The following is a 20886-nucleotide window of genomic DNA, read 5'->3' as shown; positions in this document are numbered from 1 at the left end:
CGGCCGGTCGCGGCCGCCTTGATGCCGGTCAAGTAGTCGCCCCCGGCATCGCGAACCGTTAGCATTCGCGCATGGATACGACCACGATCGCCAGCTGGAACGTCAATTCCCTCAACGTCCGCCTCCCGCACCTGGAGGAATGGCTGAAGCTGCGCGCGCCCGACATCGTGGCGCTGCAGGAAACCAAACTCGAGGACGCCCGCTTCCCCGACGATGCGCTGGCGGCGCTGGGCTACCGCAGCGTGTTCGTGGGCCAGAAGACCTACAACGGCGTCGCCATCGTCTCGCGCGAGCCGGCGACGGACGTGCAGGTCGGCATCCCGGGCTTCGAGGACGAGCAGAAGCGCGTCATCGCCGCCACGGTGGGCGGGCTGCGCATCGTCAACCTGTATGTGGTGAACGGCCAGGACGTGGGCACCGACAAGTACGACTACAAGCTGCGCTGGCTCGATGCGGTGCACGGCTGGCTGGCCGAAGAGCTGAAGGCGCATCCGCGGATGGTGGTGCTCGGCGACTTCAACATCGCCCCCGACGACCGCGACGTGCACGACCCGGCGGTCTGGAACGACGCCAGCATCCTCACCTCCACCGCCGAGCGCGCCGCGCTCCGGCGCCTGCTCGGGCTCGGCCTGCACGACAGCTACCGCCTGCACCACGAGGAGGGCGGCGTGTTCAGCTGGTGGGATTACCGCGCCGCCGGCTTCCGCCGCAACCTGGGCCTGCGCATCGACCTGTGCCTCGTCAGCGACGCCCTGCGCGAGCGCTGCGTCGGCGCCAGCATCGACAAGGAGCCGCGCAGCTGGGAGCGCCCCAGCGACCACGCCCCGGCCCTCGTCCATCTCTCGCGCTGACCGCTTCCTGTAGGAGGGCCTTCAGGCCCGAAGCTTTTTGGTGAAGAGCTTCGGGCCTGAAGGCCCTCCTACAGTATCCGGCTACTTGAGGCAGCGGGCGAAGAAGGCCTCGGACAGGCGGTAGCGGTGCAGGGCGTCGGCGCCCTGCAGGCCGTGCTTGGCGCCGGGGTAGGTCATCAGCTCGAAGGGCGTGCCGCGCTTCTGCAGCTCCGACATCAGCTTGGTCGAGTTGGTGAACAGCACGTTGTCGTCGGCCATGCCGTGCACCAGCAGCAGCTTCGAGCGCAGGCCGTCGAGGTGGGTGAACACCGAAGCGACGCGGTAGCCCTCGGGGTTCGCCGCCGGGTGGTCCATGTAGCGCTCGGTGTAGTGGGTGTCGTACAGCGCCCAGTCGGTCACCGGCGCGCCGGCCACGCCGCAGGCGTAGTGGTCGCTGGCCTGGGCCAGCAGCATCAGGGTCATGTAGCCGCCGTTCGACCAGCCGTGCACGCCGATGCGCGCGCCGTCCACCCAGGGCTGGCGGCGCAGGAAGTCGACGCCCAGCTTCTGGTCCTCGACCTCCACCGTGCCCTGCCTGCCGTACAGCGCGCCGCCGAACTTCGCGCCGCGCCGCGGCGTGCCGCGGTTGTCGAGCGAGAACACCACGTAGCCGTTCTGCGCCAGGTACTGGTTGAACAGCGCATCGGCGCGGCCGGGCCAGGCGCGGGTCACCGTCTGCGCGGCCGGGCCGCCGTAGACGAACACCACCACCGGATACTTCTTCGCCGGGTCGAAGCCCGCGGGCTTGATCAGGCTGTAGTGCAGGGTCTCGCCGCTCGCGGCCTTGAGTTCGCCGAACTCGACCGGGCGATGCGCGGCGCGGTAGGGCGCGTAGGGATGCGCCGGGTCGGCGAGGTCGTTGGCCACCAGCGTCGCCAGCTTCGTGCCGTCGGCGCGCAGCAGCTCGGTCTGCGGCGGGGTTTCCGGGTTGGACCACAGGTCCACGAACACGGCCGCGTTCGCGCTGAACACGGCCTGGTGCATGCCGGCCTCGCGCGTCAGTCGACGCGGCTCGCCGCCGGCCAGCGGCACGGCGTACACGTGGTTCTCCAGCGGCGAATCGCGGGTGCCGGAGACGTAGGCGAAGCCCGCGGCCTCGTCCAGGCCCAGCAGCGCATCCACCGTCCACTCGCCGGCGGTCAGCGCGCGCACCGGCTTGCCGTCGGCAGCGTGCAGGTACAGGTGCTCGAAGCCGCTGCGCTCGGACAGCCACAGGAAGCGGCCGTCGGCCAGGAAGCGCAGGCCGTCGTGCAGCGGCACCCAGGTCTTGCTGGTTTCGGTGAGCAGCACGCGCTGGCGGCCCGAGGCCAGCGTGGCCTCCACCAGCTCCAGCCGGCGCTGGTCGCGCGACTGGCGCTGGAAGGTGAGGCGGTCGGCGCCGCGCCAGTTCACGCGCGCCAGGTAGATGTCGGCGTCCTTGCCCAGGTCGACGTCGGTGACCCGGCCGTCGCGCAGCGAGGCCACGTGCAGGCTGATCCGCACGTTCGGATCACCCGCGGCGGGGTAGCGCTGCTCGACGATCTCGGTGCGGTCGGCGTAAACCTCCGGGCGCTTCTGGATCGGCACCGGCGATTCGTCAATGCGCGCGAAGGCGATGGCGGAATCATCCGGCGCCCACCAGTAGCCGGTGTGCCGGCCCATCTCCTCGTCGGCCACGAACTCGGCGACGCCGTTGCCAATCACCTCGCTGCCGTCGTTGGTCAGCGCGCGCTCGCGGCCGGTGGCCAGGTCGATCACCCACAGGTTGCGGTCGCGCACGAAGCTGACGAAGCCGCCGCGCGGCGACACCTTCGGGTCGGTGGCAAAGCCGGTGCCGGACGTCAGCTTGCGCACGGGGTCGGCGACGCCTTCGCCGAGGTCGTACCGATACAGCTCACCGCCCAGCGGGAACAGCAGCGACTTCCCGTCCGGCGCCCACTGGTACTCGACGATGCCGCGGAAGGCGGCGATGCGCTGGCGCTCGCGCCGCGCCTTCTCCTCGTCCGACAGCACTTCGTCGCCGGGCAGCACCACCGCGGAATCCACCAGCAGGCGGCGCTCGCCGTCGGCGATGGCGTACTCCCACAGGTCGAGCTGGAAGCGGTCGGTGTCCTTGCCCTGCAGGAAGGTCACGCGCGAGCCGTCCGGCGAAATCGCCGGTTTCATCAGGCTGGGGCCCGACAGCGGCGCGCCGCCGGTGATGGCCTCGAGGCTCAGCTTGTCTTGCGCGGTGGCGGCGGCGGTCAGGGTCATCATCGTGGCCAGCAGCAGGCTCTTCATCACTTGGCGTCCCCGGCCGGGGCCATGCCCTGGTAGTTGATGCGCACCCAGCGGTCGGGCGGCAGGAAGCCCTTGCCCCACTGTTCGTCGAATTCGGCGGTGGGCTTGGCGGCGATCACCTCTTCAAGCGTCTTGCCTTCGCCGATCAGCGTCTCGAGCCGCGCATGCACCACGCGCAGCATCTGCAGGTACTCGGCCAGCTGCCGCCGCGTGATCACCACCGGGCCGTGGCCCGGGATGAAGCGCGTGTCCTCGTTCGACATCTCCATCAGCTTCGCGGTGGCGTCGGCCATGCCCTTGAGGCTGCCGCCGTTGCTGTAGTCCACCACCGGGTACAGCCCGTAGAACACCAGGTCGCCGGTGTGGATCACGTTGGTCTCCGGCAGGTGCACGATGGCGTCGCCGTCGGTGTGGGCGCTGGGGATGTGGATGGTGCGCACGGTGTGGCCGCCGACGTGGAAGGTGACCTGGTCGTTGAAGGTGATCACCGGCAGCGCGCCCTTGGGCGCGGCCGGGACGGTGCGGTCGAAGGCCGCCATCACCTGGTCCGACGACAGCCGCGTGCGCACGTTGTCGTGCGCCACCACCAGCGTGCCCGCTTCGGCGAAGGCCTCGTTGCCGCCGGTGTGGTCGCCGTGCCAGTGCGTGTTCAGGACGAAGCTCACCGGCTTGTCGGTGATCGCCGACACGGCCGCGCGGATCTTGGGCACCATCGGCGCGTACTGGTCATCGATCAGGAAGGCGCGGTCTTCGCCCACCACCAGGCCGAGGTTGCCGCCGGCGCCCTTGAGCGCGTACACGCCCTCGGCCACCTTCGTGCTTTCCACTTCGATCTTGGAGAAATCCTGCGCGGTAGCCGGCGTCGCCAGCAGCAGGGCCGCGAGCGCGGCGGGGATCAGGGCGGTGCGATGCATGGGTGGCTCCGGGGTCGTCAGGGATTCAGGCGGGGCGCCCGAACAGGTTGCGGCGCATCTCGTCGGTCATCTCGGCGGGACGCTTGAAGGTTTTCTCGAGGGCATAGGCGCGTGCGAAGGCCGGCCGCGCCGCGAGCGCGGCATGCCAGCGCCGCACCTCGGGGTAGTCCGCGAGGTCGACGTGGTGCCAGGCGTGCGACGTCGCCCACGGGTGGCAGGCCAGGTCGGCGATCGACAGCGCGTCGCCGGCGATGAACTCGCGCCCGGCCAGGCGCCGGTCCAGCACGCCATAAAGGCGCGCGGTTTCGCGCGGGTAACGCTCGATGGCGTAGGGAACCTTCTCCGGCGCGTAGCGGGTGAAATGATGGTTCTGGCCCAGCATCGGCCCGAAGCCGCCCAGCTGCCACGACAGCCACTCCAGCACCGACTTGCGCTCGCGCGCCGCGGTGGGCAGCAGCCGGCCGGATTTCTCGGCGAGGTACTGCAGGATGGCGCCGGATTCGAACACGCTGATCGGCTCGCCGTCGTCCGCCGGCGCGTGGTCCACGATCGCCGGCATGCGGTTGTTGGGCGAGATGGCCAGGAACTCCGGCCTGAACTGGTCGCCCGCGCCGATGTCCACCGGCACGATGCGGTAGGGCAGCGCGGTCTCTTCGAGGAACAGGGTGATCTTGTGGCCGTTCGGCGTCGGCCAGTAGTACAGGTCGATCATATCGATGCGTGCGTCTCAGGCGAGGTAGCCGCCGTCCACCGGCAGCGACACGCCGGTAAGGTACGAGGACGCCGGTGAAGAAAGGAACAGCACCGCCGGCGCGATCTCGCCCGGCTGCGCCATCCGGCCCAGCGGGATCAGCTGCAGCATCATCGCCATGATCTTGGGGTTGCCGGTCAGCGCCGAGGCGAACTTGGTGTCGGTCAGGCCCGGCAGCACCGCGTTCACGCGCACGCCCAGCGGCGCCAGCTCCTTCGCGAAGCCTTCGGTCATGTTGACGATGCCGGCCTTGGTCATCGAGTAGACGAGCTGCCCGGGCGCCGCACGCTCGGCGTTCACCGAAGCGATGTTGATGATGCTGCCGCCGCGGCCCTTCATGCGGCGCGCGGCCTGCACGGTGGTCCAGAAGTAGCCGCGCAGGTTCACTTCGACGGTCTTCTCGTAGGCGTCCAGGGTCATGTCGATCGCCGGGCCGAAGTAGGGATTGGCGGCGGCGTTGTTCACCAGTACGTCCACGGCGCGGCCGTCGGCGTCGAGCTTGTCGAACAGGCCCTCGATCGCGGCCGGGTCGCCGACGTGCACCGCGTGCGCCTCGGCCGAGCCGCCCGCGGCGCGGATCTGGCTGGCCACCGCCTCGCAGCCCTCGAGCTTGCGGCTGGTGCAGATCACGTGGGCGCCGTGCGCCGCCAGCAGGTGGGCAATGGCCTCGCCGATGCCGCGGGACGCGCCGCTGACGAGGGCGGTCTTGCCGGAGAGGTCGAACAAGGAATCAGGCACGGGAAGCTCCACGGGAACGTGTGAATGACGTACGGCTTGGTATGCTCGGGAATCTAGCACAGGCCTCGTCCAGGCCTGGCTCACACCGGGGGAACGATCCATGGCGCAGCGGCGGGTACTGATCACGGGGGCGGGCAGCGGGCTGGGGCAGGCGCTGGCCATGCGTTACGCCAAGGCCGGCGACCGGGTTGCCTGCGTGGATATCGACGCCGCGCGCGCCGAGCTCACCCGTGCCGCGCTGCCCGGCAGCGGCCACCTCACCATGGCCGCCAACGTCGCCAACGACGAGGCCATGGAGCAGGTGCACGAGACCGTCGCCCGCGAGTGGGGCGGCCTGGACGTGCTGGTGAACAACGCCGGCATGGCGACCGGCGGCGCCATGGTCGACACCACGATGGCCGAGTGGCGCACCGTGCTCGACGTCAACGTGCTCAGCGTCGTGCGCGGCTGCCGCCTGTTCCTGCCCGGCATGATCGCCGCGGGCCGCGGCCACGTGGTCAATACCGCCAGCTTCGCCGGCCTCGCGGGCGCGCCCAGCATCATGAGCTACGGCGTGTCCAAGGCCGCGGTGGTGGCCCTGTCCGAGCAGCTGCGCGCCGAGGTGCACGACAAGGGCGTCCGGGTCAGCGTGCTGTGCCCGGCCTTCTTCCGCACCAACCTGCTCGAGAGCTGGCAGGGCAACCCCAAGCTCAAGGACTTCGCGGCGCGGATGATGGACACCGCGCCCGACACGCTCGACTCCGTGGCCGACTACGTGTTCGCGGCGCTGGAGCGCGGCGAGTTCCTGGTGTTGCCCACGAAACGCGAACCGATGCGCTGGCGCCTGAAGCGCTGGCTGCCGGAAACCTACTTCCGCCAGCTGCTCAAGATGGTGAAGTCGCGCACGGCGGGGCACTGACATGGAGTGGATGATCTACGGCGCCAACGGCTACACCGGCCGCATGATGGTGGAGGAGGCCGTCAAGCGCGGCCTGCGCCCGGTGCTCGCCGGACGCAGCGCGGCCACGCTGGAACCGATGGCGAAGCAACACGGCTTGCCGGTGCGCGCCTTCGCGCTCGACGATCCGCAGGCGCTGCGCAGCGGGCTCAACGGCATCGGCCTGGTGCTGCACTGCGCCGGCCCGTTCTCGGCCACCTGCGCGCCGATGCTCGAGGCCTGCCTGGACTCCGGCGCGCATTACCTCGACATCACCGGCGAGATCGACGTGTTCGCGCACTGCCACGCGCAGGACGCCCGCGCCCGCGACAAGGGCATCGTGGTGCTGCCTGGCTCCGGCTTCGACGTGGTGCCGACTGATTGCCTGGCCGCCCAGCTCAAGCGCGAGCTGCCGGGCGCCGAGTCGCTGGTGCTGGCCTTCGAGGCCGGCGGCGGCCCCAGCCCCGGCACCGCCAAGACCAGCGTCGAAGGCCTGGGCAAGGGCGGGCGCGCACGCATCGACGGCAGGATGACGCGCGTGCCCCTGGCCTGGAAGACGCGGACTTTCGAGCGCGACGGCGAGCAGCGCTTCGCCATGACCATTCCCTGGGGCGACGTCTACACCGCTTACGTCTCCACTGGCATCGGCAACGTCGAGGTCTACATGGGCGTGCCGCCGGGCACGGCGAAGAAGCTGCGCCGGCTTCGCCTGCTGGGCCCGCTGCTGGGCCTGGGCCCGGTGCAGTCGATGCTCAAGAAGCAGGTGGAGAAGCGCGTGCGCGGCCCGTCCGACGCCACCCGCGGCAAGACCGGCTGCGTGGTCTGGGGCGAGGCGCGCGACGCCGCCGGCCACGAGCTCAAGCGCCGCCTGCGCACGCCCAACGGCTACGAGATCACCGTCACCGCAGCGCTGGGCATCGTCGCCCGGCTGCTGGACGGCCCCGTGCCCAAGGGCGGTTACTACACGCCTTCGGCCCTGATGGGCGCCGATTACGTGCTGTCCCTGCCCGGGGTGTCGCTGGACTGAACGACGCCCGCGGCCGCCGCTTGGCAGCGCCCCGCGTTGCCTCTACCCTTCGCCTGCCCGGTCCCCGGGCCAACCTGGAGTAGAACCATGCGCATGCCCGCCATCGTCATCGGCGTCATCCTGCTCGTCATCGGCGGCCTCATCGCCGGCGGCGTGTTCAAGTTCCAGAGCACCGAGAAGGTCGCCGACATCGGCCCGATCGAGATCAGCAAGACCGACACCAAGACCCCGCCCATCAACCTCGGCTGGATCCTGCTCGGCGCGGGCGCCGTCGCGGTCGTGGTCGGCGTGGCCAGCAAGAAGTAAACGGACATCCCATGAACAAGCCTGATTCCAGCGCGGCGCCGAAGCTCGGCCCGCTGTCCACCCTGATCTTCGCGTCGCGCTGGCTTCAGCTGCCGCTGTACCTGGGCCTGATCCTCGCCCAGTGCGTCTATGTATTCCTGTTCATGAAGGAACTTTGGCACCTGATCGCGGGTGCCAACAGCCTCACCGAGCAACTGATCATGCTGCTGGTGCTGGGCCTGATCGACGTGGTGATGATCTCCAACCTGCTGGTGATGGTGATCGTCGGCGGTTACGAAACCTTCGTGTCCCGCCTGAACCTGCAGGGCCACCCGGACCAGCCGGAATGGCTGAGCCACGTGAACGCCTCCGTGCTGAAGGTGAAGCTGGCGATGGCCATCATCGGCATCTCCTCGATCCATCTGCTCAAGACCTTCATCGCCATCGGCGACCTGGGGGCCCCGGGCTCCCGGTTCACCGAGGCCGGCGTGATGTGGCAGACCATCATCCACACCATCTTCATCCTGTCGGCCATCGGCATCGCCTGGACCGACAAGCTGATGGCGCAATCGGTCGCGACCAGCAAGAAGCACTGACCGCGGCTCTGTGTAGGAGGGCCTTCAGGCCCGAAGCACTTTGCCGAAAAGCTTCGGGCCTGAAGGCCCTCCTACAGTCCCTCCCACAGGGGCTGCCCCGGCGCCGGTAGAATGGCGCCATGGATGTCTCCCACCTGCTTGACGAACTGAACCCGGCCCAGCGCGAGGTCGTCTCCGCGCCGCCGGGCCATGCCCTGGTGCTGGCCGGCGCCGGCTCGGGCAAGACCCGCGTGCTCACGCACCGCATCGGCTGGCTCAACGAAGTCGTCGGCGTGCCGGCGCACGGCATCCTCGCCGTCACCTTCACCAACAAGGCCGCCGCCGAGATGCGAGGCCGCGTCGAGGCGCTGCTGCGCAACGGCGCCCGCGGCATGTGGATCGGCACCTTCCACGGCCTGGCGCACCGCCTGTTGCGCCTGCACTGGCAGGAGGCCGGACTGCCCGAATCCTTCCAGGTGCTCGACCAGGACGACCAGGTCCGCCTGCTCAAGCGCATCAGCGCCGACCTCGAACTCGACGAGGGCCGCTTCCCGCCGCGCCAGATGGCCTGGTGGATCAACGCGCAGAAGGACGAGGGCCGGCGCCCGAAGCACATCCAGCCGGCCGGCGGCGATTTCTACGGCCAGACCATGCTCAAGGTCTACGAGGCCTACGAGGCGCGCTGCCAGCGCGCGGGCCTGGTCGATTTCGCCGAGCTGCTGCTGCGCGCGCACGAGCTCTGGCTCGAGCATCCGGCGCTGCTGCACCACTACCAGCAGCGCTTCCGCCACCTGCTGGTCGACGAGTTCCAGGACACCAACGCGATCCAGTACGCCTTCGTGCGCGTGCTGGCCGGCGACACCGGCGAGGTGTTCGTGGTCGGCGACGACGACCAGGCCATCTACGGCTGGCGCGGCGCCAAGGTCGAGAACGTGCAGCGCTTCCTGCGCGACTACCCGGGCGCGCGCACGCTCAAGCTCGAGCAGAACTACCGATCCACCGGCAACATCCTGGCCGCCGCCAACGCGGTGATCACCCACAACCCCGACCGCCTCGGCAAGCAGCTGTGGACGGCTGACGGCGAGGGCGAGCCGATCGACCTGTTCGCCGCCTACAACGAAGTGGACGAGGCGCGCTTCGTGGTCGAGCGCGTCCAGGCCTGGATCCGCGACGGCGGCAGCGCCGGCGACAACGCGGTGCTGTACCGCTCCAACGCGCAGTCGCGCGCGATCGAAGAGCAGCTGGTGCAGGCCGGCCTGCCGTACCGCGTGTACGGCGGCCAGCGCTTCTTCGAGCGCATGGAAATCAAGGATGCGCTGGCCTACCTGCGCCTGATGGCCAACCGCAGCGACGACGCCGCCTTCGAGCGCGCGGTGAACACGCCGCCGCGCGGCATTGGCGGCAAGACGCTGGACGAAGTGCGCCGCCACGCGCGCGAGCAGGCCGTGCCGCTGTGGCAGGCCGCCGTGGCGCTGTCGGAAGGCGGCGCGCTGCCGGGCCGCGCCCGCAACGCGCTGCGCGCCTTCGCCGACCTGGTGGACGCGCTGCAGGCCGACACCGAAGACCAGCCGCTTCACGAGGTTTTCGACCACGTCATCGCCACCTCGGGCCTGCGCGTGCACTACGCGCAGGAATCGAAGGGCCAGCTCGACTCGCGCACCGAGAACCTGGACGAGCTGGTGTCGGTGGCCAGCCGCTTCGAACGCCGCGACGACGAGGCCAGCGCCGAGATGAGCGAGCTGGTGGCCTTCCTCAGCTACGCCTCGCTGGAGGCCGGCGAAGGCCAGGCCGAGGCCGGCGAGGACGGCGTGCAGCTGATGACCCTGCACAGCGCGAAGGGCCTGGAATTCCCGCAGGTGTTCCTGGTCGGCATGGAAGAGGGCTTGTTCCCGAGCGGAAAGTCCATCGAGGAAAGCGGGCGGCTGGAGGAAGAGCGCCGCCTGGCCTACGTCGGCCTCACCCGCGCGCGCCAGAAGCTGGTGCTCACCTACGCCGAGTCGCGCCGCCTGCACGGCATGGAGATGTACGGCACGCCCTCGCGTTTCCTGCGCGAGATTCCGCCGGCGCTCATCTCCGAAGTCCGGCCCAAGGTCACCGTCAGCCGCCCGTCTTACGGCCCGCCGCGCAGCGCGGCGCTGGAGTCCAACACCGGTCCCGGCCTGCGCCTGGGCCAGCGCGTCACCCACCCCAGCTTCGGCGAGGGCACGGTGATGGACGCCGAAGGCAGCGGCCCGCACGCCCGCGTGCAGGTCAACTTCGAACGCGGCGGCGCCAAGTGGCTCGTCCTCGGCTACGCCAACCTCACCCCCGCCTGACGGCCCTCCCACAGGGGGCTGGGGCATACTTGATGCCTTGTCGAAAAGGACTGGATCCATGAAGCGACGTGAACTCCTGCGCGGTGCCGGCGTGGCCGCGGTGGCGACCGGGTTGGCGGCCTGCGGTGCCAAGCCGCCGGGCGAGGCTGGCGCGGCGTCCACCGAGAAGTTCGTCTGGAAAATGGTCACGTCGTGGCCCACGAATTTCCCGGGCCTCGGCACCGGCGCCGCGCGCCTGGCCGAGATGATCACCGCCGCCAGCGGCGGCCGCCTCACGGTGAAGGTCTATGGCGCCGGCGAGCTGGTCCCGGCCTTCGAAGTCTTCGACGCCGTCAGCCGCGGCACCGCCGAGATGGGGCATTCCGCCAGCTACTACTGGAAGGGCAAGGCCGCGGCGGCGCCGTTCTTCTGCGCCGTGCCCTTCGGCCTCAACGCGCAGGAGATGAACGGCTGGCTGTACGAAGGCGGCGGCCTGGAGCTGTGGCGCGAGCTGTACGCGCCCTTCGGCCTGGTGCCGTTCCCGGCGGGCAATACCGGCGTGCAGATGGCCGGCTGGTTCCGCAAGCCAATCGCTTCGCTGGCCGACCTGCAGGGCCTGAAGATGCGCATTCCCGGCCTCGGCGGCGAAGTGATGGCGCGCGCGGGTGCGACGCCGGTGAATTTGCCGGGCGCCGAGATCTTCAGCTCGCTGCAGTCGGGCGCGATCGACGCGGCGGAGTGGGTGGGTCCGTACAACGACCTCGCCTTCGGCCTGCACCGCGCCGCGAAGTACTGCTACTACCCGGGCTGGCAGGAGCCGGGCCCCACGCTGGAATGCATGGTCAACCAGGCCGCCTACGACACGCTGCCGGCGGACCTGAAGGAGATCGTCGCGCTGTGCTGCCGCGCGGTGAACGACGCGATGCTGGCCGAGTACACCGCGCGCAACCAGCAAGCGCTGGACGTGCTGGTGCGCGAACACGGCGTCGAACTGCGCCAGCTCCCCGACGACGTGCTGCTGGCGCTGCGCCGCACCTCCGACAAGGTGCTGGAGGAAGCCGCCGCGGCCGACCCGATGGCGCGCCGCGCGCTCGACTCGATGCAGGCGTTCCGCGCGCAGGCCAAGGCTTGGCACGCGGTGTCGGAAGAAGCCTACTTCGCCACCCGCGGCTGACCCTGCCGAAGGTCACGGATCGCGCGCCCAGGCGAAATCGCGGCTGAACGCCGTGGGGCCGCTTCGTCGCGGAAACCTCGTGTTGATGGCCATCCCCGGAATTGGATGATGGCGTCATGGGCAAGTGGTTGAAGCGGTTGGCCTGGCTGGCCGGTGTTGTCGTGGTGGCGATCGGCGCGCTCGGCGCCGTGGCCTGGTGGCATTCGGAGCGGGCGCTGGCGACGGTGTACGCCGTGAAGGATCCCTCTCTGGTGTTCGCCGGCGATGAAGCCGAAGCTGCGCGCGGTGCACATCTCTACGCGGTATTGGGTTGCGTCGATTGCCACGGCGCCGACGCCCGCGGCAAGTTCGTGTTCGATGCGATGCCGGTGGCGCGCATCGTCGGCTCCAACCTGACGCCGGCGGCGATCGCCGGGCGCTACGACGCCAACCAGCTGGCGGCGGCGATCCGGCATGGCGTCGGCCCGGACGGGCGGCCGCTTCGCTTCATGCCGTCGGGCGACTTCAAGGATCTCTCCGACGCCGATACCGCGGCGCTGGTGCGCCACCTGCAGTCGCTGCCGCCCTCGGACCAAGCCCCCGGCGAAACCGTGATCGGGCCGATGGGCCGCGTGCTGCACCTGTTCGGCCAGTTCGACCTCGCGCCCGCCGAGCACATCGACCACGCCCCCCGCACCCGCGGCGCACCCACGGCGGGCCCCACCGCCGAATACGGCGCCTACCTGGCCCAGGTCTGCACCGGCTGCCACGGCGCCGACTGGGCCGGCCAGCGCGTGCCGGGCACGCCGCCCGAGCTGCCGGCCGCCAGCAACCTCACGCCGCACGCCAACGGGCTGGCGGGCTGGACCGAGGCCGACTTCATCCGCGTGATCCGCGAGGGCACGCGTCCCGACGGCCGCGAGCTGCACGGCTTCATGCCCTGGCGTATCTACGGCGGCATGACCGACGAGGAGCTCCAGGCCCTGTGGCGCCACTTCGAGCGCTTGCCGCCGCGGCCGGGCGCCGGCTGACCGGGCGGCGGCCGCCCGGCGTCGTCCAGGCCGTTCTCCCTGACTGGAACCCAGCCACCCGGAGAACGTCATGCCCAAGTACGTGATCGAACGCGACATCCCCGGCGCGGGCCAGCTCAGCGCCGAGCAGCTCAAGGGAATCTCCCAGACGTCCTGCGCCGTGCTGGGCGAGCTCGGGCCCCGCATCCAGTGGCTGCAGAGCTACGTCACCGGCGACAAGGTCTATTGCATCTACATCGCGCCCGACGAGGCGATGGTGCGCGAGCACGCGGCGCGCGGTGGCTTCCCGGCCAACCGCGTGTCCGAAGTGGCGACCATCATCGATCCCACCACCGCCGAGTAGCGGCGGCCGCGGTCGGATCAGCCGTACAGCCAGTCCGGCAGCGCGGTCGCCAGCGACGGGAACAGCGCCACCAGCGCCAGCATCAGCAGCTGCAGCCCGATGAAGGGCACCACGCCGCGATAGATGTCGCCGGTGGCGAGCTCCGGCGGCGCCACGCCGCGCAGGTAGAACAGCGCGAAGCCGAACGGCGGCGTCAGGAACGAGGTCTGCAGGTTGATGGCCATCATCACGCCCAGCCACACCGGGTCGACGCCCAGTGCCAGCAGCACCGGCCCGACGATCGGCACCACCACGAACACGATCTCGATGAAGTCGAGCACGAAGCCGAGCAGGAACATCAGCAGCATCACCGCCACCACCGCGCCCCACTTGCCGCCGGGCAGCGCGGTCAGCGCCTCGTGCACCAGCTCGTCGCCGCCGTAGCCGCGGAACACCAGCGAGAACAGCGCCGCGCCGAGCAGGATCGCGAACACCATCGCGGTGACCCTCACCGTCTGCTCCGACACCTCGCGCAGGCGCGCCCAGCCGAGCTGCCCGTGCATCGCCGCGAACACGGTCGCGCCGACGGCGCCGACGGCGGCCGCTTCGGTAGCCGTGGCGAAGCCGCCCAGGATCGAGCCCAGCACCAGCAGGATGAGCGACAGCGCCGGCACGATCGCCTTGGCGAGCGCCAGCTTGCCGCGCGGCGCCAGCGACGCCACCGCGGGCGCGCGCACCGGCTGCCGCCAGGCCACCCACAGCGCGTAAGCGAGGTACAGGCCGACCAGGCCCAGTCCGGGCACCAGCGCCCCGGCGAAGAGGTCGCCGACCGAAATCGTCTCGGGCGCGAAGATGCCCTGCTTGAGCTGCGCCTGCTGGTAGGCGTTGCCCAGCTGGTCGCCCAGCAGCACCAGCACGATCGAGGGCGGGATGATCTGGCCCAGCGTGCCCGAGGCGCAGATCGCGCCACTGGCCAGCCGCGGGCAGTAGCCGTTGCGCAGCATGGTGGGCAGCGAGATCAGGCCCATCGCCACCACCGTGGCGCCGACGATGCCGGTGGACGCGGCCAGCAGTGCGCCGACCAGCAGCACCGCCACCACCAGCCCGCCGCGCACCTGGCCGAACAGCGAGGCCACGGCCTCCAGCAGCGACTCGGCGATGCGCGACTTCTCCAGCATCACGCCCATGAACACGAACAGCGGCACCGCCACCAGCGTCTCGTTGGTCATCACGCCGAACACGCGGTTCGGAAAGGCCTCGAGGAAGCTCGGGTCGAAGCTGCCGGTGAGCATGCCCGCGCCCGCCGCCAGCAGCGCCACGCCGCCGAGCACGAAGGCCACCGGGAAGCCGCTGGCCAGGCCCGCGAACAGGCCCAGCAGCAGCAACACGAGCATCAGGATCTGCTGGTCGTGCAGGCTCATCCGGCCTCGCGCGCGAAGGCCACGGACAGCGAACGCAGCGCCAGCGCCACGCCCTGCAGGAACAGCAGCGCGGCCGACACCGGCAGCAGCGCCTTGAGCAGGTACCAGCCGGGCAGGCCGCCCGGGTCACGCGAGCCTTCGCGCGCCGACCAGCTGGCCGCCACGTAGTCCCAGCTCATCGCCAGCATGAACACGCAGAAGGGCAGCAGCAGCGCCAGCGTCGCCGCGAACGTGACGCGCGCCCGCGTGCGCGCCGACCAGCGCTGGGAGAAGACATCCACCCGCACGTGGCCGTCGTGCCGCAACGTGTAGCCGAGGCCCAACAGGAACAGCGACGCGTGCAGCCACAGCACCGCTTCCTGCGCCGCCACCGAGCCGGCGTTGAAGGCGTAGCGCGCCAGCACCAGCCCGAACACCAGCGCCACCAGCACGGCCGCCAGCACGCCGGCCAGGCGGCCGGCGGCTTCGTTCACGGCATCCACGGCGCGCAGCAGCGGCGCCAGCCGGCTCAATCCCATTCGTAGATGACCCAGTGCACCGGCTGGATGCGCGGATCGCGCTCGTCGCGGTTGAAGCGGCCGTTGCCGTCGGTGTCCATCAGGTAATAAGGCGGACCGCGCTCGGGCGTGACCTTGACCATGTACAGCACGCCGTTCTGGCGGTACTCCTCGACCCGGTCGCCGTTGGGCTCGACCCGGATCGCGACCTCGGGCACCTCGTCGTCCGCCGGCGCGGCGGCCTGCACCTTTTCCGGGATCGGGGCCTCGTCGCGGGCGGGTTCGGCCTGGGCCGAGAGGGCCAGCAGCAGGGGAAGCAGGATGGCCATGGTCAGGTCCTCGCGCGGGCCTTCGAGGATGGCAAATGCGGCGCGGGCGCTCAAGGCCCGCGGGGCTTAAAATCGGGTCCTCGTCCAGAAAGGCCCCGCCATGTCCCGCCTCGTCCTGATCGATGGCTCGTCCTACCTGTTCCGGGCCTTCCACGCGCTGCCGCCGCTCACCGCGCCGGACGGCACGCCCACCGGCGCGCTGTACGGCATCGTCAACATGCTGCGCGCCACGCTGAAGGAAAACCCGGACTACACCGCCTTCGTGCTCGACGCCTCCGGCCCGACCTTCCGCGACGAGCTGTACCCGCAGTACAAGGCCAACCGCCCGCCGATGCCCGAGGACCTGCGCGCCCAGGTCGAGCCGATGAAGGAGATCGTGCAGGCGCTGGGCTTCCCGCTGCTGTGCGTGCCCGGCGTCGAGGCCGACGACGTGATCGGCACGCTGGCGCTGCAGGCGCACGCGGCCGGCATCCCGGTCACCATCTCCACCAGCGACAAGGATTTCGCGCAGCTGGTGCGGCCGGGCATCACGCTCACCAACACCATGACCGGCAGCGTGCTCGACGACGCCGGCGTGATGGAGAAGTTCGGCGTGCGTCCCGACCAGGTGATCGACCTGCTGGCGCTGATGGGCGACACCGTGGACAACGTGCCCGGCGTGGACAAGTGCGGCCCCAAGACCGCGGCCAAGTGGCTGGGCGAGTACGGCACGCTGGACGCGGTGATCGCTAGCGCCGACAAGATCGGCGGCAAGATCGGCGAGAACCTGCGCGCCGCGCTCGGCCGCCTGCCGCTGAACCAGCAGCTGGTCACCATCAAGACCGACGTCGCGCTGGACCAGGCGCCTTCCGACCTCACCCTGCGCCCGCGCGACGTGGACGCGCTGCGCGAGCTCTACACCCGCTGCGGCTTCGGCAGCGCCCTGCGTGAACTCGATGGCGGGTCTGCCCCGCCTGCGCGCGGCGCGCGCCCCGTCGCGCCCGCCGCCGTGGCCGATGAAGCGCCCGACGCGGCGCTGTCCGCGCCGGGCGAGTACGAATGCGTGCTCGACGCCGCCGCGCTGCAGGCCTGGGTCGCCCGCCTGCAGGCCGCCGAGCTCGTCGCCTTCGACACCGAAACCGATTCGCTCGACCCGATGCGCGCCAACCTGGTCGGCCTGAGCTTCTGCGTCGAGCCGGGCCAGGCTTGCTACATCCCGGTCGGCCACGACTACCCCGGCGCGCCCGCGCAGCTTGATCGCGCCGCGGTGCTCGAGGCGCTGCGCCCGGTGCTCGAGGACGCCGCCAAGCCCAAGCTCGGCCAGCACGGCAAGTACGACCTGCACGTGCTGCGCCGCCACGGCGTGGACGTGCGCGGCTACGCCGAGGACACGATGCTCGAAAGCTTCGTGTTCAACGCCGGCGGCCAGCGCCACGACATGGACACGCTGGCGCAGAAGTACCTCGGCTACACCACCATCAAGTACGAACAGGTGGCCGGCAAGGGCGCCAAGCAGATCCTGTTCTCGCAGGTGGCCATCGACGACGCCACGAAGTACGCGGCCGAGGACGCCGACGTCACCCTGCGCCTGCACCGCGTGCTGTCGGCGAAGCTGGCCGCGGAACCCACGCTGCAGGCCGTGTACCGCGACATCGAGATGCCGCTGGTGCCGGTGCTCACGCGCATGGAGGCCACCGGCGTGCTGATCGACGTGGCCGAGCTGCGCCGCCAGAGCGCCGACCTGTCGCAGCGGATGATGGCCGCGCAGCAGCGCGCGCACGAACTCGCCGGCCGCGCCTTCAACCTCGACTCGCCCAAGCAGCTGGGCCAACTGCTTTTCGAGGAGCTCAAGTTGCCGGCGCTGGTGAAGACCCCGACCGGCGCACCGTCGACCAACGAGGAAGCGCTGGAGGCCATCGCCGACCAGCACGAACTGCCGCGCCTGGTGCTCGAGTACCGCGGCCTGGCCAAGCTGCGCAACACCTACACCGACAAGCTGCCGGACATGGTCAACCCCGACACCGGCCGCGTGCACACCAGCTATCACCAGGCCGGCGCCGCCACCGGCCGCCTGAGCTCGAACGACCCGAACCTGCAGAACATCCCGATCCGCACCGAGGACGGCCGCCGCATCCGCACCGCCTTCATCGCGCCGGAGGGCCGCCGCATCGTCGCCTGCGACTACTCGCAGATCGAGCTGCGGATCATGGCCCACCTCTCGGGCGACCCCGGCCTGGTGCGGGCGTTCGAAGGCGGCCTGGACGTGCACCGCGCCACCGCGTCGGAAGTCTTCGACGTGCCGCTGGAGAAAGTGAGCGGCGACCAGCGCCGCGCCGCCAAGGCCATCAACTTCGGCCTGATGTACGGCATGAGCGCCTTTGGTTTGGCGAAGCAGCTTGGCATCGGTCGCGGCGACGCGCAGGACTACATCGCGCTCTACTTCGGCAAGTACCCGGGCGTGCGCGACTACATGGAGCGCGTGCGCCAGCAGGCGCGCGAGCAGGGCTACGTCGAGACCGTGTTCGGCCGCCGCCTGCAGCTCAACGAAATCCACTCGCGCAACCAGGCCCAGCGCGCAGGCGCCGAGCGCGCCGCGATCAACGCCCCGATGCAGGGCACCGCCGCCGACATCATCAAGCGCGCCATGGTCTCGGTGCAGGACTGGCTGGACGGGCAGGGTGGCCGGGCCACGATGATGATGCAGGTGCACGACGAACTGGTGTTCGAGGTCGACGCTGGCTTCGTGGACACCCTGGTGGACGAGGTACGCCGGCGCATGGTCGCAGCCGCCGAGCTCCGGGTGGCCCTGGTGGTGGACGTCGGCAGCGGTTCCAACTGGGAAGAAGCGCACTGAACTGTGACGGATTTCGCCTTGTTTATCAGGCGCTTGCCCGGGGCATGAATCTCTCCTGAATTTATTTCCGGAGATGCCAAGCTGTTCACGAACTTCTCATGGTCGCGGGGGTCTACTAGGCGCGTCGGATGCAAGGTCCGGCGCAGGATCACTCCCTCCCCTGAGTGGATCCACCGGGAACCGGGCTCTCCCCAGCCTCAGGTTCCCACCCCTGACCCCGCGGGCTTCCCCTGGCCCGCGGGGTTTTTATTTGCGTGCGCTTTGCGCACGAACCGCCGCACTCCGGGACGTCTCGGCAGCTCCGCCCAGCAACGATAGGGTTCGCCGCCCGCCCGGCGACACGGCGTCCTGCCCATCGACGGGCGGCCGTTCCGGCCTCCTGCCTCCACTTCGTCGAACCCTATCGTCGCTGGGCGGCGCTGCGACGAAGCCACAAACTGCGGCGGTTCGTGCGCAAGGCGCACGTGATTCAGGGGGTGAGCCAGTCGCGGGGCTTGAGGTAGTCGGCGAGGCGGGCTTCGGCGCTGCCGGGTTCCGGGGTGTAGGCGTATTCGAAGCGCACGCGCGGCGGCAGGCTCATCAGGATCGATTCGGTGCGGCCGCCACTCTGCAGGCCGAACAGCGTGCCGCGGTCCCAGACCAGGTTGAACTCCACGTAGCGGCCGCGGCGATAGAGCTGGAATTCGCGCTCGCGCTCGCCGTAGGGCGTGGCCTTGCGGCGTTCGACGATGGGCAGGTAGGCGTCGAGGAAGGCATCGCCGACCGCGCGCGTGTAGGCGAAGCTGCGCTCGAAGCCGTCGGCGTGCAGGTCGTCGTAGAACAGCCCGCCCACGCCGCGCGCCTCGTCGCGGTGCTTGAGGAAGAAGTACTTGTCGCACCAGGCCTTGTGCTCGACATAGCGCGTCGCGCCGAAGGGCGCGCAGGTGTCGTGCGCGACCTGGTGCCAGTGCCGCACGTCCTCGTCGAAGGGATAGAAGGGCGTGAGGTCGAAGCCGCCGCCGAACCACCAGATCGGATCGCGGCCTTCGGGGCGGGCCTCGAAAAAGCGCACGTTGGCGTGCGAGGTGGGCACGTAGGGGTTGCGTGGATGGATCACCAGCGACACGCCCACCGCGCGCCACGGCGCGCCGGCGAGTTCGGGCCGGTGCGCGGTCGCGGACGCGGGCAGGGTGGCGCCGGAGACATCGGAGAAGCCGACGCCGGCCTGTTCGAACACCGCGCCGTCCTTCAGCACCCGGCTGCGACCACCGCCGCCCAAGGATGGGCCAGTGTCCCGGGAGGCAGGATGCCGGGAGGGACCGCCGCCCAAGGATGGGCCAGTGTCCCGGGAGGGGCCGCCGCCCAGGGAGGGGCCTCCGCTGCCCTCGCGGGTCCAGGCGTCCTCGGCGAAGCGGCCGCCGTCGATGGCCTCGAGCCCGGCGCAGATGCGGTCCTGGAGCGTGCGCAGGTAGTCCTGCACGGCGTGGAAGTCGGTCATGGGGCACCCGTGGCAAGCAGGCCGCCATGATAGCCGCCCCGGCCGGCGGCTATAATCGCGCCCAGCAATGAACTCCCCCGACCCCACTCCCGCGCGGCTACGGATCGTTCCCGAACGGCGCGACGAAGCCCTGATTCCCTTCCGCTTCCAGTCCGGCGTGGCGTCGCCGCTGGCGATCGACTGCCCGCCGCTGGCCGGCCCCGCCGACGAAGCCTGGCTGGCCGGCGCCATCACCGAATCGGCCGAGACCGCCGGCGCGGCCTGGGCCCACGGCGAGCACTACGCGCTGGTCGCGCTGGCGGTGGACGAAGCCGACGGCGACATCGAGTCGGCCGCCGCCCTGGCCTACGAGCGCCTGCTGGTCGCCGTGCGCCCGTCCGCGCATCCCTACCTGCTGCGGATCTGGAACTACTTCGCCGCGATCAACCAGGGCGAGGGCGACGACGAGCGCTATCGCCGCTTCTGCGTCGGCCGCGCCCGCGCCGTGGACGGCATGTTCAACGATCCGCCGCCGGCCGCCACCGCGATCGGCACCGTCGGCCAACCCGGCCAGCTGAAGGTGGTGGCGCTGTGCTCGCGTGCGCCGGCGATCGCGCTGGAGAATCCGCGGCAAACGCCCGCCTGGCAGTACCCGCGCGAACACGGGCCGGTGTCGCCGGGCTTCTCGCGGGGCGCGGTGCTCGACGCCGACACCGCCACGCCGCGCCTGCTCGCCTCGGGCACGGCCAGCATCGCCGGCCACGTCTCGCTGCACCTGGGCGACTGCGCCGAGCAGCTGCGCGAGAGCCTGCGCAACCTCGACGCATTGATGGCGCAGGCCACCACGAAGACCTGCCGCGCGTTCCACCTCGGCCACTGCGAGGCGCTGCGCATCTACCTCCGCCACCCGTCCGACCTGGACGCGGCCCGCGCGGTGATGGCGTCCACCGGCATCCCGGCCGACCGCATCAGCTACCTCCGCGGCGACGTCTGCCGCCGCGAACTCGACGTCGAACTCGAAGGCGTGTTCGCGGCCACCTGAAAGAGTTTTTGCCACGGATGCGCACGGAAGTGGCACGGATGCGCACGGAGAAGTCGAAATGAAAAGGGCCCGCGACACCCTCTGGGGTCGCGGGCCCAATTCAAATCGCTCTATCCGTGTCTTTTCCGTGCCACTTCCGTGCGAATCCGTGGC

18 protein-coding genes and 2 pseudogenes are annotated in these 20886 nt (G+C 70.4%); 11 read left to right on the top strand and 9 right to left on the bottom strand.

Translation table 11 applies throughout. The annotated features are described in order from the left end of the window. Positions 1–71 precede the first annotated feature (71 nt). On the top strand, positions 72–851 hold the full coding sequence (xth, locus tag N787_RS08440) for an exodeoxyribonuclease III (RefSeq protein WP_034212639.1): 780 nt from the start codon (positions 72–74) through the stop codon (positions 849–851). Between the two features lie 81 nt (positions 852–932). Here xth and N787_RS08435 read toward each other — a convergent pair whose 3' ends face one another. The 4 genes from N787_RS08435 to N787_RS08420 are packed head-to-tail and all read right to left on the bottom strand — an operon-like array spanning position 933 to position 5552. Beyond that, on the bottom strand, positions 933–3149 hold the full coding sequence (locus N787_RS08435) for a S9 family peptidase (protein WP_034212637.1): 2217 nt from the start codon (positions 3147–3149) through the stop codon (positions 933–935). Next, positions 3149–4063 carry an MBL fold metallo-hydrolase gene (locus N787_RS08430; RefSeq protein ID WP_034212635.1) on the bottom strand — a complete coding sequence of 305 codons (915 nt, stop codon included), beginning with the start codon at positions 4061–4063 and terminating at the stop codon, positions 3149–3151. Before N787_RS08430 ends, N787_RS08435 begins: the two co-directional genes overlap by 1 nt. A gap of 25 nt (positions 4064–4088) precedes the next feature. Further along, complete coding sequence (locus N787_RS08425; protein WP_034212633.1) at positions 4089–4775, bottom strand: glutathione S-transferase N-terminal domain-containing protein; 687 nt, start codon at positions 4773–4775, stop codon at positions 4089–4091. Between the two features lie 15 nt (positions 4776–4790). Beyond that, the gene (locus N787_RS08420) at positions 4791–5552 is read right to left on the bottom strand and encodes a glucose 1-dehydrogenase (protein WP_034212800.1); all 762 of its coding nucleotides are present in this window, start codon (positions 5550–5552) and stop codon (positions 4791–4793) included. 100 nt (positions 5553–5652) lie between these two features. Here N787_RS08420 and N787_RS08415 point away from each other — a divergent pair, with 100 nt between their 5' ends. From N787_RS08415 to N787_RS08380, 8 genes are all read left to right on the top strand, one after another. Next, on the top strand, positions 5653–6450 hold the full coding sequence (locus N787_RS08415) for an SDR family NAD(P)-dependent oxidoreductase (protein ID WP_034212631.1): 798 nt from the start codon (positions 5653–5655) through the stop codon (positions 6448–6450). Position 6451: 1 nt separating this feature from the next. Further along, positions 6452–7495 (top strand): saccharopine dehydrogenase family protein, encoded by a 1044-nt coding sequence (locus N787_RS08410; protein ID WP_034212629.1) that lies wholly within the window; start codon positions 6452–6454, stop codon positions 7493–7495. A gap of 87 nt (positions 7496–7582) precedes the next feature. After that, entirely contained in the window at positions 7583–7801 is a 219-nt protein-coding gene (locus N787_RS08405) for a hypothetical protein (RefSeq protein WP_034212627.1), read from the top strand. 11 nt (positions 7802–7812) lie between these two features. Continuing rightward, on the top strand, positions 7813–8376 hold the full coding sequence (locus N787_RS08400; protein ID WP_034212625.1) for a TIGR00645 family protein: 564 nt from the start codon (positions 7813–7815) through the stop codon (positions 8374–8376). A gap of 119 nt (positions 8377–8495) precedes the next feature. Next, on the top strand, positions 8496–10670 hold the full coding sequence (uvrD, locus tag N787_RS08395; protein ID WP_034212623.1) for a DNA helicase II: 2175 nt from the start codon (positions 8496–8498) through the stop codon (positions 10668–10670). A 58-nt stretch (positions 10671–10728) separates the two neighbouring features. Further along, complete coding sequence (locus N787_RS08390; RefSeq protein WP_034212621.1) at positions 10729–11823, top strand: TRAP transporter substrate-binding protein; 1095 nt, start codon at positions 10729–10731, stop codon at positions 11821–11823. 116 nt (positions 11824–11939) lie between these two features. After that, positions 11940–12833, top strand: coding sequence for a c-type cytochrome (locus N787_RS08385; protein ID WP_034212619.1), 894 nt, complete (start codon positions 11940–11942; stop codon positions 12831–12833). A 70-nt stretch (positions 12834–12903) separates the two neighbouring features. Then, complete coding sequence (locus N787_RS08380) at positions 12904–13176, top strand: DUF4242 domain-containing protein (RefSeq protein ID WP_034212617.1); 273 nt, start codon at positions 12904–12906, stop codon at positions 13174–13176. 17 nt (positions 13177–13193) lie between these two features. On the opposite strand, the gene N787_RS08375 is transcribed toward N787_RS08380, so the two are convergent. Genes N787_RS08375 through N787_RS08365 form a run of 3 tightly spaced genes read right to left on the bottom strand, consistent with a single transcriptional unit; the run spans position 13194 to position 15456 of the window. Beyond that, complete coding sequence (locus N787_RS08375) at positions 13194–14576, bottom strand: TRAP transporter large permease (protein ID WP_034212615.1); 1383 nt, start codon at positions 14574–14576, stop codon at positions 13194–13196. Continuing rightward, a complete protein-coding gene (locus N787_RS08370) occupies positions 14573–15094 on the bottom strand; it encodes a TRAP transporter small permease subunit (protein ID WP_034212613.1) in 522 nt (173 codons plus the stop codon). Before N787_RS08370 ends, N787_RS08375 begins: the two co-directional genes overlap by 4 nt. Next, positions 15085–15456, bottom strand: a complete 372-nt coding sequence (locus tag N787_RS08365; protein WP_052575299.1) for a DUF2782 domain-containing protein — start codon at positions 15454–15456, stop codon at positions 15085–15087. Before N787_RS08365 ends, N787_RS08370 begins: the two co-directional genes overlap by 10 nt. A gap of 46 nt (positions 15457–15502) precedes the next feature. Here N787_RS08365 and polA point away from each other — a divergent pair, with 46 nt between their 5' ends. Next, a complete protein-coding gene (gene polA, locus N787_RS08360) occupies positions 15503–18235 on the top strand; it encodes a DNA polymerase I (protein ID WP_034212611.1) in 2733 nt (910 codons plus the stop codon). Between the two features lie 469 nt (positions 18236–18704). Here the strand turns inward: polA and hemF are convergent. Both hemF and N787_RS15520 read right to left on the bottom strand, forming a co-directional pair. Beyond that, positions 18705–19490: pseudogene (hemF, locus tag N787_RS08355) on the bottom strand (oxygen-dependent coproporphyrinogen oxidase); the annotation flags it as partial. A gap of 105 nt (positions 19491–19595) precedes the next feature. Continuing rightward, positions 19596–19712: pseudogene (locus N787_RS15520) on the bottom strand (oxygen-dependent coproporphyrinogen oxidase); the annotation flags it as partial. Positions 19713–19779: 67 nt separating this feature from the next. Here N787_RS15520 and N787_RS08350 point away from each other — a divergent pair. Next, positions 19780–20733, top strand: coding sequence for a chorismate transformation FkbO/Hyg5 family protein (locus N787_RS08350; protein WP_034212607.1), 954 nt, complete (start codon positions 19780–19782; stop codon positions 20731–20733). Positions 20734–20886 lie beyond the last annotated feature (153 nt).

The sequence above is a fragment of the Arenimonas metalli CF5-1 genome (genome assembly GCF_000747155.1).
GTDB classification, from domain to species: domain Bacteria; phylum Pseudomonadota; class Gammaproteobacteria; order Xanthomonadales; family Xanthomonadaceae; genus Arenimonas; species Arenimonas metalli.
Note: the sequence above shows the minus strand (reverse complement) of the source record. Positions and strands in the feature narration are given on the sequence as shown.

What these genes read in the sequence shown, in the direction of transcription:
- N787_RS08400 (WP_034212625.1), top strand. Translation starts at nt 7,813, where the DNA reads ATGAACAAGCCTGATTCCAGCGCGGCGCCGAAGCTCGGCCCGCTGTCC.
- N787_RS08390 (WP_034212621.1), top strand. Translation starts at nt 10,729, where the DNA reads ATGAAGCGACGTGAACTCCTGCGCGGTGCCGGCGTGGCCGCGGTGGCG.
- N787_RS08370 (WP_034212613.1), bottom strand. Translation starts at nt 15,094, where the DNA reads ATGGGATTGAGCCGGCTGGCGCCGCTGCTGCGCGCCGTGGATGCCGTG.
- uvrD (WP_034212623.1), top strand. Translation starts at nt 8,496, where the DNA reads ATGGATGTCTCCCACCTGCTTGACGAACTGAACCCGGCCCAGCGCGAG.
- N787_RS08410 (WP_034212629.1), top strand. Translation starts at nt 6,452, where the DNA reads ATGGAGTGGATGATCTACGGCGCCAACGGCTACACCGGCCGCATGATG.
- N787_RS08350 (WP_034212607.1), top strand. Translation starts at nt 19,780, where the DNA reads ATGAACTCCCCCGACCCCACTCCCGCGCGGCTACGGATCGTTCCCGAA.
- N787_RS08375 (WP_034212615.1), bottom strand. Translation starts at nt 14,576, where the DNA reads ATGAGCCTGCACGACCAGCAGATCCTGATGCTCGTGTTGCTGCTGCTG.
- N787_RS08380 (WP_034212617.1), top strand. Translation starts at nt 12,904, where the DNA reads ATGCCCAAGTACGTGATCGAACGCGACATCCCCGGCGCGGGCCAGCTC.
- xth (WP_034212639.1), top strand. Translation starts at nt 72, where the DNA reads ATGGATACGACCACGATCGCCAGCTGGAACGTCAATTCCCTCAACGTC.
- N787_RS08435 (WP_034212637.1), bottom strand. Translation starts at nt 3,149, where the DNA reads ATGAAGAGCCTGCTGCTGGCCACGATGATGACCCTGACCGCCGCCGCC.
- N787_RS08415 (WP_034212631.1), top strand. Translation starts at nt 5,653, where the DNA reads ATGGCGCAGCGGCGGGTACTGATCACGGGGGCGGGCAGCGGGCTGGGG.
- N787_RS08405 (WP_034212627.1), top strand. Translation starts at nt 7,583, where the DNA reads ATGCGCATGCCCGCCATCGTCATCGGCGTCATCCTGCTCGTCATCGGC.
- N787_RS08425 (WP_034212633.1), bottom strand. Translation starts at nt 4,775, where the DNA reads ATGATCGACCTGTACTACTGGCCGACGCCGAACGGCCACAAGATCACC.
- N787_RS08385 (WP_034212619.1), top strand. Translation starts at nt 11,940, where the DNA reads ATGGGCAAGTGGTTGAAGCGGTTGGCCTGGCTGGCCGGTGTTGTCGTG.
- polA (WP_034212611.1), top strand. Translation starts at nt 15,503, where the DNA reads ATGTCCCGCCTCGTCCTGATCGATGGCTCGTCCTACCTGTTCCGGGCC.
- N787_RS08430 (WP_034212635.1), bottom strand. Translation starts at nt 4,063, where the DNA reads ATGCATCGCACCGCCCTGATCCCCGCCGCGCTCGCGGCCCTGCTGCTG.